Raw genomic sequence first — 12,906 nt, 5'->3', positions numbered from 1 at the left:
AATAGGGAGAAATCAGTCTTGTTGGAGACTGAGCCTGGGAACCCTCAACAGTTAAGTCTGTTTGAGTGGGTGAATGGGGAAGCGATTCCCTGTTAGAATCCCCAACTTCAACGAAGTAAGTTGGGGTTCTTCAACAAGCAGAATAAATCGATGACGTTCATTTGTCCAGGGTTTATTAAAAGTATATTTTTGGACTTCTTCCACTATCATACTTCCATCAGCTTTGGCCTTAATATTGACATTGACAAAATCCCAATAGTAGGGATAATCAGATAGGGAATTAGCTAAAGCTGAATTTTGGTTAGTTAATCTTTTTGAATTCAAGTATGTTGGAGCAATGGGAATCATATTTAGTCCAAAAAAGAACCAAATAAGAATAGTTGCTTAAATTAATTTAACTAATTTTTTTTGGAAAATATTGATTGTCTTTCTACGATCATTCTCTGGCAATTTTTCCATAGGTTTTCCCCAAATATCCGATGGTGGCATTTCTCCAAAAAAAGCTTCATAACTTCTCAGGGTTTGCTCATAACAATCTTGAAATTTAACTTCTTCTGCTAATGCACCACCACTGGGTTCATGATGCAGAGACATTTGCAGAATATGGGGACAAAACTCTTGCCAATAAGAACGAGTATAAGTAAGGTGTAAATGCCAAACTTGATCAACTGCTTTTGAAGGAGAAACCGTATGTCCAGTAACAACAGCAAGAAATGTAAACTTTTTATATTCTTCAACAACACGCTCAGTATAAGATAATGACCATTGATTTTCCTTTGCCAATCGCTTACTAAATGATAAGGGTTCGTCCTTTTTATCCAAAGAAAATGCTTGTATTCTTTGATAGAGTTGACTATTTTCAGGAGACATAAGCATCTTAATCCTCAAAATTATTTCCCTCTATTGTACCCATTGAAAATTATTAAGTTTCATTATCGTCTTAAAACCCCTGCCCGACAATCTTTTAACCATAGCTTAATCCCTTGACCGATCGCACCATTAACAGCATCTTGAGGAGGTAAAGGTAGATCAGCTTCTTCTAAATCAGCCAATTGAGAAAACAATAAAACCAGTCGCCAACCATCGGAACTAGGAGTTAAAAATAACCAATAATAATTCTGTAATAAAATTACTTCAGTTTTAGTATATTGCCGTTCTAAAGTAGTAAAAAATACCTGTTTAGTTTCATCTGGTAATTGAGGTTTATATTGTAAATTACTCAGAGACAAAGGCTCAAATTCAGGGTTTCCTGCTACGACAATATAGTTATAAACCTCAACACTGCGATCGCCTCGTCTTGACCGTTGTGTTACCCGGTTGCCGTAACTAGGTAAATCTTTTAACATCCGAGTCATTAACGTTTCTAAATCCGAGGGACAAGTAGTCTCATTTTGAGCTAAAACTTGGGTTTGGGAAGTAAGACTAAAAAGGCTGAGAACCGTTACAATTGCCAAATTAAGCCATCTTCTAGTTCTATGTTCTAATGGTTCATTTCTAACTGCTAACTTCATCAATAATACGGTTCCAGGCCATAAGAGGATCATCTGCCATTGTAATGGGTCGGCCAATGACTAAATAATCTGCCCCTGCCTTGAGGGCCTGTTTGGGTGTCATTACCCTTTGTTGATCTCCTGTTTGCGCCCAACTGGGACGAACTCCAGGACAAACTAAAACAAAATCCTGACCACAAACTTGTCTGAGTTGGGCAACTTCTTGAGGAGAACAAACCGCCCCGTTTATGCCTGAATCTTTAGCTAATAAAGCCATCTGGAGGGCATATTCTGGCAATTCTAGGGGTATTTTCAGGTCAAAGGCAAGGTCCCGTGCATTGAGGCTAGTGAGGAGGGTTATAGCCAATAATTGAGGGGCTGAGGGACTTTGAGCAATAGCTTCTGTAGCTGCTTTGAGAGCCTTTTTGCCAGCAGTAGCGTGAACAGTGATTAAATCAACCCCATACTGAGAAGCACTGCCACAAGCTCCAGCCACGGTGTTAGGGATATCATGAAATTTTAGGTCAAGAAAAATCTTTTTTTGTCGCTCTTTGAGGTGTTTAAGAATAGTCGGCCCTGTGGCCACAAATAATTCTAAACCCACTTTCCAAAAAGTAACTTGAGGTAAGCGATCCAATAAAGCGATCGCTGCTTCTTCTGTGGGAACATCTAAAGGAACAATAATCTGATCAGCAACAGACATAGATCGTTAATCAACAAAAAAAGAGGTAATATGTTGTAAGTCTAACAAAGACTTACAACATATTACCTCTTCTCAGCAAATTTAATAGTTTTGAAAAATTACGCTTCTTTATTGAAGAACCCTTGAATTTGTCCAATAGCTGCTGCTGCGATATTGAAAGCTGCCCAACTGGCTGCAATAATAATGGGTCCGACTACGACTAAAACACGCCAATCCATTGTTTGTTTCCTCTGTTATTTTTAATGGTACTTTAATGAAAAATTTATCCCTTTTATTTATAGCTTATCACGACTCTTTTGTGAATCCCAAATTATTTCCTTGGTTAGCATGGACTAAAGCCAATTGTTGGTAACGCTTAGCGTGTTCGATCATTTTGTCTGCTTCATCCTCCGATAATTCTCGAACCCGTCGCGCCGGAACCCCTACCACCAGGGATCTCGGTGGCACGTCTTTATTAACAACCGCCCCCGCACCGATAAGACTGCCCCTTCCCACCCTAATACCGTTCAAAATAATCGCCCCAATACCGATCAAACAAGCTCTTTCTATATGGGCCCCGTGAATCACCGCCCGATGTCCAATCGTGACATATTCCTCTAAACAAGTAACTTCTCCGGGATCACCGTGGAGAATCGCCCCGTCTTGAATATTACTGTAGTCACCAATGATGATTTTTTCCACATCACCGCGAACCACCGCAGAATACCAAATACTAGCTCCTTTAGCAATTTCTACATCACCCACAACCACCGCATTAGGAGCCACAAAAGCAGCTTGAGAGAGATTCGGAGGTGGCCAATAATCCGGAAGTGAAAATAAGGAGTCTGACATAAATCTAAGTTAAATCTAAAATCTCGCGGTAGGATCGAGGCGACTCGGAATTAGTCGATATAATAGCTACTAGCAACGGTTCTCAGGAGATCATCAGCAGCGAATCGAGAATTATTATCTTTTCTTCCTGCTGAAAAATCTCGGTCTGTCCTGCCACTAAAAACAGACACCACTGTTTTTACAGGAAGCCAGACCATCCAGTGCAGTTATAGACAACTAAAAACAGATGACTCTAAGTTTACAATACCCCATTTACGGGCCAGAAATCCAATGTCCCCATTGTCGTCAAGTGATTCCTGCTTTGACCTTGACAGATACTTACTTATGTCCTCGTCATGGGGCCTTTGAAGCTAACCCCAACAATAATGAGCTAGTTCATTTGCAGTCCGGTCGGCACTGGCGACGGTGGGAAGGGGAATGGTATCGACAACACACCCATCCAGATGGCATTCGTTTTGAGATTCACGAAGCCCTAGATAGACTTTATACTCAAGGCTATCGAGCTACTAAAGTCATTATTGCCAATCGTTATAAAGAGCTAGTTAGCACTTATCTAGAGCGTAACACCTCTTGGCGTGGTAATTCTCAATCCGTACCTCGTTTGTATGGTTTGCCGGTAGAGTTTAGCCCCGACATTCCCAAAGAACCCCAATGGGAAGTTATTAATTTTGACCTCGAAAAAGAACCAGGGGTTCCTAAACGTTATCCTTATTTTCGACTGTTTGAATAATCATGCACCATGCTTCCATTCGCACGGCTAATATCCATCAAGCGATCGCTTTTTATGAACTGTTGGGGTTTACACTCAAAGAACGGTTTACCACGGGTTATACTCTAGCCTGTTGGATGGAAGGATTGGGGGGCAGGATTGAACTGATTCAAATTCCTGAACCTAAACCGGCCCCCGATGTTTTTGGGGATGAGCATTACGTCGGTTATTATCACTTATCCTTTGATTTAAGCGATTTCGTCTCGGATCTTAGTATTTGGTTAACGGCGTTACAAACTAAGTTAACCGAACTCTCCCAAAAAGATCCCGAACAATTTTCTCCCCTAACCATTTTACTCGAACCTCAACAGCAAATGATCGGCCACACCGTTTATGAAGTGGCCTTTATTGCTGATCGAGATGGTTTACCTTTAGAGTTTATTCGCGTTTTGAAATAACAGTAAACAGTTATCAGTGACCAGTTATTAGTTATGGGTCACTGCTCACTATTCAAATTGTTACAGTTCTTTACCAATGTAGGTAACAGACTATAAGGAAGTGATACCATGCCCTAAAATACCTTTTTTGAGGGAGATAAAAACATCATGGCAGAAGAACTTAAAGGGAAGCTTCCGAAATTTGGTGGCAGCACCGGTGGCTTACTCTCAAAAGCTGAACGAGAAGAAAAATACGCCATCACCTGGACTAGCAAAACAGAGCAGGTCTTTGAAATGCCTACAGGTGGGGCTGCTATTATGAATGAAGGAGAAAATCTCCTTTATTTAGCCCGCAAAGAACAATGTTTAGCTTTGGGAACCCAATTACGGACCAAGTTCAAACCCAGAATTCAAGATTATAAAATCTACCGTATTTATCCCAGTGGTGAAATTCAATACCTTCACCCTGCAGATGGTGTCTTCCCTGAAAAAGTTAACGAAGGCCGTGACTTCAACGGTAAAATCGACAGAAAAATTGGGGATAACCCCGAACCTGTTACCCTTAAATTCTCTGGTAACGCCCCTTACGACGTTTAAGGGTTGAGGTTTTGGCTGGTTAGGGTAACAAAGGTATTATTCTTAAATTCTGATGGCGACTCCCTAGCCCCAATACTCATTTCACTGTGGCCAGACACCAATGATTTTGCATCAATGCCAACTTATTATGGGTACAATGTGATTGGTAACTGGCCACGGCTCATTTTTAGCTAAACTTATGATCTTTCCTGACTTTGAGCAGTTTTCCGTCTTAGCACAACAGGGTAATTTTGTTCCGGTTTATCAAGAATGGGTAGCGGATCTCGAAACCCCAGTTTCCTCCTGGTACAAAGTTTGTGGCGATCGCCCCTATAGTTTCCTCTTAGAATCGGTAGAAGGAGGGGAGAACTTAGGCCGTTATAGTTTTTTAGGCTGCGATCCTATGTGGGTGTTATCGACTCGGGGAAACATTACCACCCAAACCTATCGAGAAGGTGAGGTGAAAACCTTTGAGGGAAACCCGTTTGATATTTTGACGGATTGTTTAGCTTCGATTAAACCAGTTATTTTACCGGAACTTCCCTCCGGTATTGGAGGTTTGTTTGGGTTTTGGGGCTATGAATTAATTAATTGGGTCGAGCCAAGAGTTCCAGTTTATCCCATTACTGACGATGATCTTCCTGATGGAATCTGGATGCAAGTGGATCATCTAATTATTTTTGATCAGATCAAACGGAAAATTTGGGCCATCGCTTATGCTGATCTCCGAGACGAGACCGTGAGTTTAGAAGAAGCTTATCAAAAAGCTTGCGATCGCATCACTAAATTGGTTGTAAAGCTACAACTTCCTTTACCGGTTCAAGGAAAAGCCCTAGAATTACATCTCAACCCCAAACAAACACAACCCTTAAGCTATAGCAGTAACACAGAACACGCTCAGTTCTGCGAAAACGTACGTCAGGCCAAAGAATATATTCGTGCAGGGGATATCTTTCAAGTGGTTCTATCACAACGCTTACAAGCCAATTATGAAGATGATCCTTTTAATCTTTATCGTTCCCTACGATTGATTAATCCTTCGCCTTATATGGCCTATTATAACTTTGGAGATTGGCAGATTATTGGTTCGAGTCCGGAAGTAATGGTTAAAGCAGAAAGAACTGAAGAGGAGTATTTAACTGCTATTTTACGACCCATAGCAGGAACTAGGAAACGGGGCAAAACCCTTAGTGAAGATCAAGCCTTGGCAAAAGACTTATTACAAGATCCCAAAGAGATCGCCGAACACGTAATGTTAGTGGACTTGGGACGCAACGATCTAGGTCGAGCCTGTTGTGAAGGAACTGTGACGGTCAACGAGTTAATGGTCATTGAACGCTATTCTCATGTGATGCACATTGTTAGTAATGTGATCGGAAAATTAGCCCCCAATAAGACTCCTTGGGATTTATTTAAAGCTTGTTTTCCAGCCGGAACCGTTAGCGGTGCGCCTAAAATACGGGCAATGGAAATTATTAATGAATTAGAACCGGAACGTAGGGGCCCGTATTCTGGAGTTTATGGATATTATGATTTTGAAGGACAGTTAAATACAGCGATCACCATTCGGACAATGGTGGTGCGTCCCCTGGAAAATGGTCAACATTTGGTTTGTGTTCAAGCAGGGGCAGGTTTAGTAGCTGACTCCGATCCAGAAAAGGAATATGAGGAAACTATCAATAAGGCCAGAGGGTTATTAGAGGCCATTCGATCCCTAAGTTAAAAGTTGACGCTCCCTTCACTAAAAGTGAGGGATTCTTGGACTCAACTAAAAAACCCGAAACCAGCGATAAAATACTTGACGGTTATCAATGTAATAGTGATTGGAATGCTAGTCAAAATATAGGTCAATGGCTAGGTTTTTCATGTCCTTTAGACCTTCAGAAAACTGTATTTGTAATGGATGCAGGCGGTTTAAAGGATAGGGTCAATGGGAGTCCCCCGAACTAGAGTAATGTCTAATCAGGGGATAAATCCACCTGATTAGATAACCTCTAGAATCCCTGCGGTTTTAACTGCAGGGATTCTCAACGGAGCCATAAAGTAAGGTAAGAAGAAAAAAAATCTTAAAGTAATCTAAATACTTTGTTAGTATTGTTGGCATAAGCAATACGATCAGAGGAACACTACCTATTATGACTCAATCCACCAAACCGACTGTCATTTCCCCGTCCATCCTTTCGGCTGATTTTAGCCGTTTAGGCGCAGAAATTCAGGCAGTAGATCGAGCTGGCGCAGACTGGATTCATGTAGATGTCATGGACGGTCGTTTCGTTCCCAACATCACCATTGGACCATTAATCGTTGATGCGATTCGCCCTTATACAAAAAAGCCCCTTGATGTTCACTTGATGATCGTCGAACCTGAAAAATATGTGGCTGATTTTGCTAAAGCAGGGGCTGATATTATCTCTGTTCACGCAGAACATAACGCCTCACCCCATTTACATCGTACCCTTGGTCAAATTCGTGAATTAGGGAAACAAGCAGGAGTAGTTCTCAATCCTTCCACTCCTTTAGACTTAATTGAGTATGTTCTGGAATTGTGTGATTTAGTCTTAATTATGAGTGTTAACCCTGGTTTCGGGGGTCAAAGCTTTATTCCTGAAATGGTGTCTAAAATCCGTAAATTACGTCAGATGTGCGACGAAAAAGGACTAGATCCTTGGATTGAAGTGGATGGTGGACTCAAGCCTGGAAACACTTGGCAGGTCTTAGAAGCGGGAGCTAACGCTATTGTAGCCGGCTCTGCTGTCTTTAAAGCTGCTGACTATGCAGAAGCCATCGATGGTATTCGCAACAGCAAACGTCCTGAACGTGAGTTAGCAACTGTTTAACAATGATCCTGATCAATTAGGCATTATCAAGATTATCTAAACAGGTGGATTTATCCCCTGTTTAGATTGCTTTTAGACAAGTCTTTAACTAAAAATTCTGATGTTGGGATACAATGGAGAGTGGTGTCTTTAAAGAGAAAATCTTAAATTGAAGTGCTATGGCTAAAAAAAGCATGATTCAGCGCGAAAAAAAGCGCGAGCGTTTAATTGCAAAATATGCTGAAAAACGAGCAGCCCTTAAGGAAGCTTTTGAAAACGCAGAAGATTTTGAAGAAAAAATCGAAATTCATCGTCAAATTCAACGTCTTCCCCGTAATAGTGCGCCAAGTCGCCACCGTAACCGTTGCTGGTTAACTGGTCGTCCCAGAGGTTATTATCGTGATTTTGGCTTATCCCGTAATGTTCTCAGAGAATGGGCCCACGAAGGGTTATTACCCGGCGTGGTCAAGTCAAGTTGGTAGCTAAAATTATCAATGGATAATGGATAATTATTGTTTCGGTTGAAAATCTCTCGTTTCAAGGAGAAATAAGAATTTAGAAGACGTTTTTGGGCATCATTCTAGGTTCTCATTTTTCATTATCCATTATTGAAGTTTTTAGCTTTGTCCACAACAGCGATCGATTCCTAAGCTATCGAGAATTAGATCACTAACAGCATTTGCTACAGCAAACTCACTAAAAAAGCTTTCTGTAAAGTCGAAAGCTTGCATTTCTGTAACAATAGCAATCACCAGACTACCTAGATCGTTTTCCCCTTCAAGTCGTTGACGCACAAAAATTTGCGCGGCCCGCTGAGCAATGGTTTCGTTAACCTGTTCCGGGATAAACTCTTGATTAAGCCAGTTTTGCAAAGCAACTTGTAGCCATTCCCCTTCTTGTTGGGGATCGCGAATAGGGGGTAAAGTAATAGAAGGAATAGGTTGAGCCGTCATAACAATGGATTAACTGCGAAAAATCAAGGATGGAATTTACAGAAAATGTAGACCCCATTATACAGGGATATGCCCAAGGTTACTTTTTGATGGGGGATGAAAATAATGTATTGGGATGGTATTCTAGTCGTCAACGTGCCATAATCCCTTTAGATGACCGTTTCCGCTATCCAAAATCCCTAAAACGAGTTTTAAATCAAAATATCTTTTCTGTAGCTATTGACCGCGATTTTTTAGGGGTATGTCATGGTTGCGCTGATCGCCAAACCACTTGGATCGCACCTGAACTTATTGATATTTATTATCAACTACATCTAGCAGGATACGCCCATAGTTTTGAAAGTTGGCGAGGGGATGAGTTAGCAGGAGGTATTTTAGGGATTACCATTGGTGGTGCTTTTATTGGGGAATCGATGTTTTTTCGTATCCCTAACGGCTCAAAAGTTGCTATGGTTAAATTAGTTGAACATCTGAGAGAACGAGGGTTTACTCTCTTTGATGCTCAATTGCAAAACGAGCATTTAGCTAGATTTGGCTCCTATTTAATCAGCGATCAACAATATCAAAAATTGTTAGAAGAAGCTTCAAGTAATCTTTGTATTTTTGTTTAAATGAGTTAGAAAATTCCTAATTTTTCTAAGACAGATTTTGTGGAAACAACATGACGACTTAACCCTAATTTTTCTGGTTCAATCCCTAGAGATAAAGCCACTAATTGGGGTAAGTGTAGCACAGGTAAACCCAGTTTTTCACCGATCACTTTTTCTACTTCAGGTTGTCGAGAATCTAGGTTTAAATGACAGAGAGGACAAGGAGTTACTAAACAGTCTGCTCCTGCTTGTATAGCTTCTTTAATATGGTTTCCTGCCATTTTAAAAGATTGTTCTTTAGCATAACTTGAGAGTGGCCAACCACAACATTCTGTCCTTCCTTGATAATAAATAGGAGTTGCTCCTACAGCACGAAAAACATTTTCTAAGGATTCAGGTTGAAAGGGGTTGTCATAAGGGAGTTTATCCTGAGTTCTTAATAAATAACAGCCATAAAACGCTGCACATTTTAATCCTGAGAGCTTATATTTTACCTGATTAGCTAACTTATCTAAGCCATAATCACCGACTAAGGCCCATAATAAATGTTTAACCTCCGTACTACCTTTATAGGGGGAACAATGTTCTTTTTTGAGAAATCCATTAACTTCCTCAAGATAAGCAGGATCATTGCTTTTGGCATCTTTTAAGCGTTCATCCACATGACCAATAACCCCTTGACAGGTACTACAATGGGTTAATAAGGGAAGATTTAAAGATTCTGCTAAAGCAATATTACGAGCGTTGACGGTATCTTCTAATAGTTGAGAGTCTTCTTTATAGGTTCCGGAACCACAACAAGCAGCTTTTTTTAATTCAATTAATTCTATCCCTAAAGCTTCTGCTAAAGCTGTTGTTGATAAAGACAGTTCACGACAAGCTCCTTGAGCAACACAACCTGGATAATAAGCGTACTGTAACATTTAATTTTCTGGATGGAATTTAATTTTAAGATAAGCATTCAGCTATCAGCTTACTTTATTAATTAACCATTAATAATTAACTATGGATTAATTTAAGGTTTAAAAGCATATTTACCTCTTTCATTTCTTAGCTGAACACTGAATAGCTAACATTTTCATCAACGAAAACCTTTCCCTTTAGTTGTAGCAGGAAGAGATAAACAATTCTCAATTTGTTGATATAACTTATCGGTATCAAGATTTTGTCCAATAAAAACTAATTGATTTTTAGGAGTTTCTTTCCATTTATCATCTTCTAGGGTAAACCGTTTACCACTGAGGTGAAAAATATGACGTTTTTCACTTTCATCGAACCATAAAATTCCCTTGGCACGAAAAACATTGGAGGGTAACTGATTATCTAGAAAATACTGAAATTTTCGGATAGAAAAGGGTTTATCACTTTCAAAAGAAATGGAGATAAAACCATCATTTTCTAAATGATGAGAATGGTGATGCTCGTGGTGGTGATGCTCGTGATGATGCTCGTGATTGTGGTCATGTTCTGGACCTTCGTGATCAAAATATTGATCCGACTCAAACAATCCCACACTGAGGACTAATGGTAGAGAAACTTGAGATTTTTTCGTCCGTAAAATCCTTGCAGAATCTCTCATGTTTCTAATGCGAATTTCTAGAGCATTGACATCTCCTTCGTCCACTAAATCGGTTTTATTGAGAACAATAATATCTCCGTAAGCTATCTGACTCTGAGCAGCTTCTGAGTTAAACAAATCTAAACTAAAGTTAGCACAATCTACCATGGTAATGATAGAGTCAAGACGGGTCATGTCCCTTAATTCTGTTCCCAAAAAAGTCAGTGCAACTGGTAGGGGGTCAGCGAGTCCGGTGGTTTCAACAATTAGATAATCAAGCTTTTCTGGCCTTTCTAAAACTTTATAAACAGCTTGTACTAAATCTTCATTAATGGTACAACAAACACAGCCATTATTGAGTTCCACCATATTATCATCACTGGTAACAATCAATTCATTATCGATACCAATTTCTCCAAATTCGTTGACCAAAACCGCTGTTTTAATCCCTTCTTGATTGGTGAGAATATGATTAAGAAGGGTAGTTTTTCCACTTCCGAGAAATCCTGTAATAATGGTTACTGGAAGGCCTTGTTTCGGTGCGTCCATTGTTTCATAATTTGCTAACTTTTTATCCACTGTCTGCATAATCTTTCTATTTGTACAATGTCAAAAGACTAAAGTTAACGCTATCATCATAATAGCTAATGATAACGAAAAATAATAAGCAAAAATTTTTTGTCTCACCTCCCCATTATAGAGCAATCTCAAATTATTATCCCAGCAAAAAAAGAGCCGGCAAATTCCGGCATAGTTAAGCATGGGTAAGTTAAGAGATTGATATCAGATTACTCAACCATTGGGGTCTTGATTGGAGTCTGGAGACTTAGGGTGAATCTGTTCTGCTTCAGGACAATCATCAGAGACGAAAATTTCTGAGTTGTATCTAGGAACAGAAGCTAATTTCTGGCTGACTGAACCAATACTTTCGAGTCTCACCATTTCTTCCCAAGAACTAATTTCTTCGTCCTCTTCGGTTTCATAGCGAATGGTTACTAAGTCCCCTTCTAGAGAAACAATAGTCGCACCCTCAATCCAACGTTGCTGATCCCGCAAGAACAGACAAACTTCTCGGCCCTCTGTACAAAGTTGATAAATCTTGCGGTGTAGCATAGCTATCTCCTTAGCAGGTAACAATCTTTGATTACTTTGCCTTTACCTTAACATTAAAAATCCTCTCTAGGCTACGTCACTAAGACGGTTTTTGAAAAAAGACATTGCATCATCTTGAAGGTTAGGGTTAAATGGCAAGCATAATCAACCTTCTGGGTGATAATTGCAAAGATAGATGGATTTTCAAAATACAAACAACTAACTTAATCTTCGTCCCATGCTTCAACAACTAACACCTCACTGACTGGATCTTGCATGGTAAATCCAAATTCTAGTAGTTCTTTTTTCCAGTAAGACCAGTCATTTCCGTAAAGAAGGGCTAACTTCCATATACTGTCACTGGGTTTTAGAACGTTTGATCCTACCAGAGAGGACACTTTGCGTTGAAACTTCATCATAGGATGAGCTACTTTATTCGTCATAGACTCAATTAATTTGCGTTTACTAAATTTTACAAATGCTCTGATGAGCAACACTTCTCTTGATGAGTTGCTGTTTTGTTAAACCGTAGATATTTATTCGAGCAGGTGCTTTGAGAAGTATTTTACACTTCTCTAGTTATAACCGATATCTTTAATTTCCGCAAGTCTTTTTACTCAAAAGTTCAGAAATGACTATCTATCTTAAATGTTGTCAGAGGACTCCCGTTACACCGACAGGTTAACGGCGAGATGAATGACAACCAGCAAAAAAATCCACCGAAGGGAGTCGGCTTTAGGTAAACGTTTAATATAATCACGAATAACCTCAGAGACAGAAAAGCCTTTAGATTTAGCGTAAAGTGTAATACGCTCAAATTCATCTTCGGTTAGCCTAACTTTTATACTTTTGTCTCTTGTCATGTTCCCTTGTCTGGAGTACAATAATCAGTATAGCTGAGTGACCAGTAATGTGGGCCAGCGAATAAACGAAAACTAAGAAGTACCAAGAAAACTTTCATAGTCAAAGTATGGGGTTTTAACCACTAATCTCTGGTTATGTAAAACTTTGAGAGACTAGGAAAACTGATACTTTTTGCGGTCGGGTAGCCCGTGTTCTGGATAGAAACCAGGAAACATAAAAAGCGATGCAGCGCGGTCTTGGGGGTTCCCCCCATGAGCGACTGCATCAAGAAGCTTGTGGAGTCGGTC

19 protein-coding genes and 1 pseudogene are annotated in these 12,906 nt (G+C 39.9%); 8 read left to right on the top strand and 12 right to left on the bottom strand.

Annotated features, from left to right (window positions below):
- Positions 1 to 384 precede the first annotated feature (384 nt).
- From QNJ66_RS24175 to QNJ66_RS24150, 6 genes are all read right to left on the bottom strand, one after another.
- Entirely contained in the window at positions 385 to 876 is a 492-nt protein-coding gene (locus QNJ66_RS24175; RefSeq protein ID WP_300511204.1) for a hypothetical protein, read from the bottom strand.
- A gap of 56 nt (positions 877 to 932) precedes the next feature.
- A complete protein-coding gene (locus QNJ66_RS24170; RefSeq protein WP_300511203.1) occupies positions 933 to 1,544 on the bottom strand; it encodes a hypothetical protein in 612 nt (203 codons plus the stop codon).
- Positions 1,495 to 2,193, bottom strand: a complete 699-nt coding sequence (gene pyrF, locus QNJ66_RS24165) for an orotidine-5'-phosphate decarboxylase (RefSeq protein ID WP_300511202.1) — start codon at positions 2,191 to 2,193, stop codon at positions 1,495 to 1,497. Before pyrF ends, QNJ66_RS24170 begins: the two co-directional genes overlap by 50 nt.
- Before the next feature lie 98 nt (positions 2,194 to 2,291).
- Positions 2,292 to 2,411, bottom strand: coding sequence for a photosystem II protein Y (locus QNJ66_RS24160; RefSeq protein WP_300511201.1), 120 nt, complete (start codon positions 2,409 to 2,411; stop codon positions 2,292 to 2,294).
- A gap of 67 nt (positions 2,412 to 2,478) precedes the next feature.
- Complete coding sequence (locus QNJ66_RS24155; protein ID WP_300511200.1) at positions 2,479 to 3,024, bottom strand: gamma carbonic anhydrase family protein; 546 nt, start codon at positions 3,022 to 3,024, stop codon at positions 2,479 to 2,481.
- Between the two features lie 50 nt (positions 3,025 to 3,074).
- Positions 3,075 to 3,221: a hypothetical protein gene (locus QNJ66_RS24150; protein ID WP_300511199.1), complete on the bottom strand. Its 147-nt coding sequence runs from the start codon at positions 3,219 to 3,221 to the stop codon at positions 3,075 to 3,077.
- 29 nt (positions 3,222 to 3,250) lie between these two features.
- Between QNJ66_RS24150 and QNJ66_RS24145 the strand changes: the two genes are divergently transcribed.
- The 7 genes and pseudogenes from QNJ66_RS24145 (at position 3,251) to rpsN (ending at position 8,044) form a co-directional block, all read left to right on the top strand.
- Positions 3,251 to 3,754: a TIGR02652 family protein gene (locus QNJ66_RS24145; protein WP_300511198.1), complete on the top strand. Its 504-nt coding sequence runs from the start codon at positions 3,251 to 3,253 to the stop codon at positions 3,752 to 3,754.
- 2 nt (positions 3,755 to 3,756) lie between these two features.
- Complete coding sequence (locus QNJ66_RS24140; RefSeq protein ID WP_300511197.1) at positions 3,757 to 4,191, top strand: VOC family protein; 435 nt, start codon at positions 3,757 to 3,759, stop codon at positions 4,189 to 4,191.
- A gap of 147 nt (positions 4,192 to 4,338) precedes the next feature.
- Positions 4,339 to 4,767 carry a photosystem I reaction center subunit II PsaD gene (locus QNJ66_RS24135; RefSeq protein ID WP_300511196.1) on the top strand — a complete coding sequence of 143 codons (429 nt, stop codon included), beginning with the start codon at positions 4,339 to 4,341 and terminating at the stop codon, positions 4,765 to 4,767.
- 178 nt (positions 4,768 to 4,945) lie between these two features.
- Complete coding sequence (trpE, locus tag QNJ66_RS24130; protein ID WP_300511195.1) at positions 4,946 to 6,469, top strand: anthranilate synthase component I; 1,524 nt, start codon at positions 4,946 to 4,948, stop codon at positions 6,467 to 6,469.
- Between the two features lie 77 nt (positions 6,470 to 6,546).
- Positions 6,547 to 6,696, top strand: a pseudogene (locus tag QNJ66_RS24125) (RNA-guided endonuclease TnpB family protein); the annotation flags it as partial.
- Between the two features lie 185 nt (positions 6,697 to 6,881).
- Complete coding sequence (gene rpe / locus QNJ66_RS24120) at positions 6,882 to 7,583, top strand: ribulose-phosphate 3-epimerase (protein ID WP_300511194.1); 702 nt, start codon at positions 6,882 to 6,884, stop codon at positions 7,581 to 7,583.
- Positions 7,584 to 7,741: 158 nt separating this feature from the next.
- A complete protein-coding gene (gene rpsN, locus QNJ66_RS24115; RefSeq protein ID WP_300511193.1) occupies positions 7,742 to 8,044 on the top strand; it encodes a 30S ribosomal protein S14 in 303 nt (100 codons plus the stop codon).
- A 135-nt stretch (positions 8,045 to 8,179) separates the two neighbouring features.
- Here the strand turns inward: rpsN and QNJ66_RS24110 are convergent, their stop codons facing one another.
- Entirely contained in the window at positions 8,180 to 8,515 is a 336-nt protein-coding gene (locus tag QNJ66_RS24110) for a hypothetical protein (protein WP_300511192.1), read from the bottom strand.
- A gap of 29 nt (positions 8,516 to 8,544) precedes the next feature.
- Between QNJ66_RS24110 and aat the strand changes: the two genes are divergently transcribed.
- The gene (gene aat / locus QNJ66_RS24105; RefSeq protein ID WP_300511191.1) at positions 8,545 to 9,126 is read left to right on the top strand and encodes a leucyl/phenylalanyl-tRNA--protein transferase; all 582 of its coding nucleotides are present in this window, start codon (positions 8,545 to 8,547) and stop codon (positions 9,124 to 9,126) included.
- A 5-nt stretch (positions 9,127 to 9,131) separates the two neighbouring features.
- On the opposite strand, the gene QNJ66_RS24100 is transcribed toward aat, so the two are convergent.
- The 5 genes from QNJ66_RS24100 to QNJ66_RS24080 form a co-directional block, all read right to left on the bottom strand.
- A complete protein-coding gene (locus QNJ66_RS24100; protein ID WP_300511190.1) occupies positions 9,132 to 10,028 on the bottom strand; it encodes a CoB--CoM heterodisulfide reductase iron-sulfur subunit B family protein in 897 nt (298 codons plus the stop codon).
- 158 nt (positions 10,029 to 10,186) lie between these two features.
- Entirely contained in the window at positions 10,187 to 11,251 is a 1,065-nt protein-coding gene (locus tag QNJ66_RS24095; RefSeq protein WP_300511189.1) for a GTP-binding protein, read from the bottom strand.
- 204 nt (positions 11,252 to 11,455) lie between these two features.
- Entirely contained in the window at positions 11,456 to 11,776 is a 321-nt protein-coding gene (locus QNJ66_RS24090; protein ID WP_300511188.1) for a DUF6679 family protein, read from the bottom strand.
- Between the two features lie 203 nt (positions 11,777 to 11,979).
- Positions 11,980 to 12,198, bottom strand: coding sequence for a DUF4327 family protein (locus tag QNJ66_RS24085; protein ID WP_007312400.1), 219 nt, complete (start codon positions 12,196 to 12,198; stop codon positions 11,980 to 11,982).
- A gap of 225 nt (positions 12,199 to 12,423) precedes the next feature.
- The gene (locus QNJ66_RS24080) at positions 12,424 to 12,618 is read right to left on the bottom strand and encodes a ribbon-helix-helix protein, CopG family (protein WP_300511187.1); all 195 of its coding nucleotides are present in this window, start codon (positions 12,616 to 12,618) and stop codon (positions 12,424 to 12,426) included.
- Between the last annotated feature and the right edge of the window lie 288 nt (positions 12,619 to 12,906).

Source organism: Crocosphaera sp., assembly GCF_030064895.1.
Taxonomy (GTDB): domain Bacteria; phylum Cyanobacteriota; class Cyanobacteriia; order Cyanobacteriales; family Microcystaceae; genus Crocosphaera.
This window is presented reverse-complemented; position numbering and strand designations above follow the sequence as displayed.

Bases quoted from the DNA above. Each gene is read 5' to 3' on its own strand.
- QNJ66_RS24175 (WP_300511204.1), bottom strand. From the start codon at position 876: ATGCTTATGTCTCCTGAAAATAGTCAACTCTATCAAAGAATACAAGCA.
- QNJ66_RS24170 (WP_300511203.1), bottom strand. From the start codon at position 1,544: ATGATCCTCTTATGGCCTGGAACCGTATTATTGATGAAGTTAGCAGTT.
- pyrF (WP_300511202.1), bottom strand. From the start codon at position 2,193: ATGTCTGTTGCTGATCAGATTATTGTTCCTTTAGATGTTCCCACAGAA.
- QNJ66_RS24160 (WP_300511201.1), bottom strand. From the start codon at position 2,411: ATGGATTGGCGTGTTTTAGTCGTAGTCGGACCCATTATTATTGCAGCC.
- QNJ66_RS24155 (WP_300511200.1), bottom strand. From the start codon at position 3,024: ATGTCAGACTCCTTATTTTCACTTCCGGATTATTGGCCACCTCCGAAT.
- QNJ66_RS24150 (WP_300511199.1), bottom strand. From the start codon at position 3,221: ATGGTCTGGCTTCCTGTAAAAACAGTGGTGTCTGTTTTTAGTGGCAGG.
- QNJ66_RS24145 (WP_300511198.1), top strand. From the start codon at position 3,251: ATGACTCTAAGTTTACAATACCCCATTTACGGGCCAGAAATCCAATGT.
- QNJ66_RS24140 (WP_300511197.1), top strand. From the start codon at position 3,757: ATGCACCATGCTTCCATTCGCACGGCTAATATCCATCAAGCGATCGCT.
- QNJ66_RS24135 (WP_300511196.1), top strand. From the start codon at position 4,339: ATGGCAGAAGAACTTAAAGGGAAGCTTCCGAAATTTGGTGGCAGCACC.
- trpE (WP_300511195.1), top strand. From the start codon at position 4,946: ATGATCTTTCCTGACTTTGAGCAGTTTTCCGTCTTAGCACAACAGGGT.
- rpe (WP_300511194.1), top strand. From the start codon at position 6,882: ATGACTCAATCCACCAAACCGACTGTCATTTCCCCGTCCATCCTTTCG.
- rpsN (WP_300511193.1), top strand. From the start codon at position 7,742: ATGGCTAAAAAAAGCATGATTCAGCGCGAAAAAAAGCGCGAGCGTTTA.
- QNJ66_RS24110 (WP_300511192.1), bottom strand. From the start codon at position 8,515: ATGACGGCTCAACCTATTCCTTCTATTACTTTACCCCCTATTCGCGAT.
- aat (WP_300511191.1), top strand. From the start codon at position 8,545: ATGGAATTTACAGAAAATGTAGACCCCATTATACAGGGATATGCCCAA.
- QNJ66_RS24100 (WP_300511190.1), bottom strand. From the start codon at position 10,028: ATGTTACAGTACGCTTATTATCCAGGTTGTGTTGCTCAAGGAGCTTGT.
- QNJ66_RS24095 (WP_300511189.1), bottom strand. From the start codon at position 11,251: ATGCAGACAGTGGATAAAAAGTTAGCAAATTATGAAACAATGGACGCA.
- QNJ66_RS24090 (WP_300511188.1), bottom strand. From the start codon at position 11,776: ATGCTACACCGCAAGATTTATCAACTTTGTACAGAGGGCCGAGAAGTT.
- QNJ66_RS24085 (WP_007312400.1), bottom strand. From the start codon at position 12,198: ATGACGAATAAAGTAGCTCATCCTATGATGAAGTTTCAACGCAAAGTG.
- QNJ66_RS24080 (WP_300511187.1), bottom strand. From the start codon at position 12,618: ATGACAAGAGACAAAAGTATAAAAGTTAGGCTAACCGAAGATGAATTT.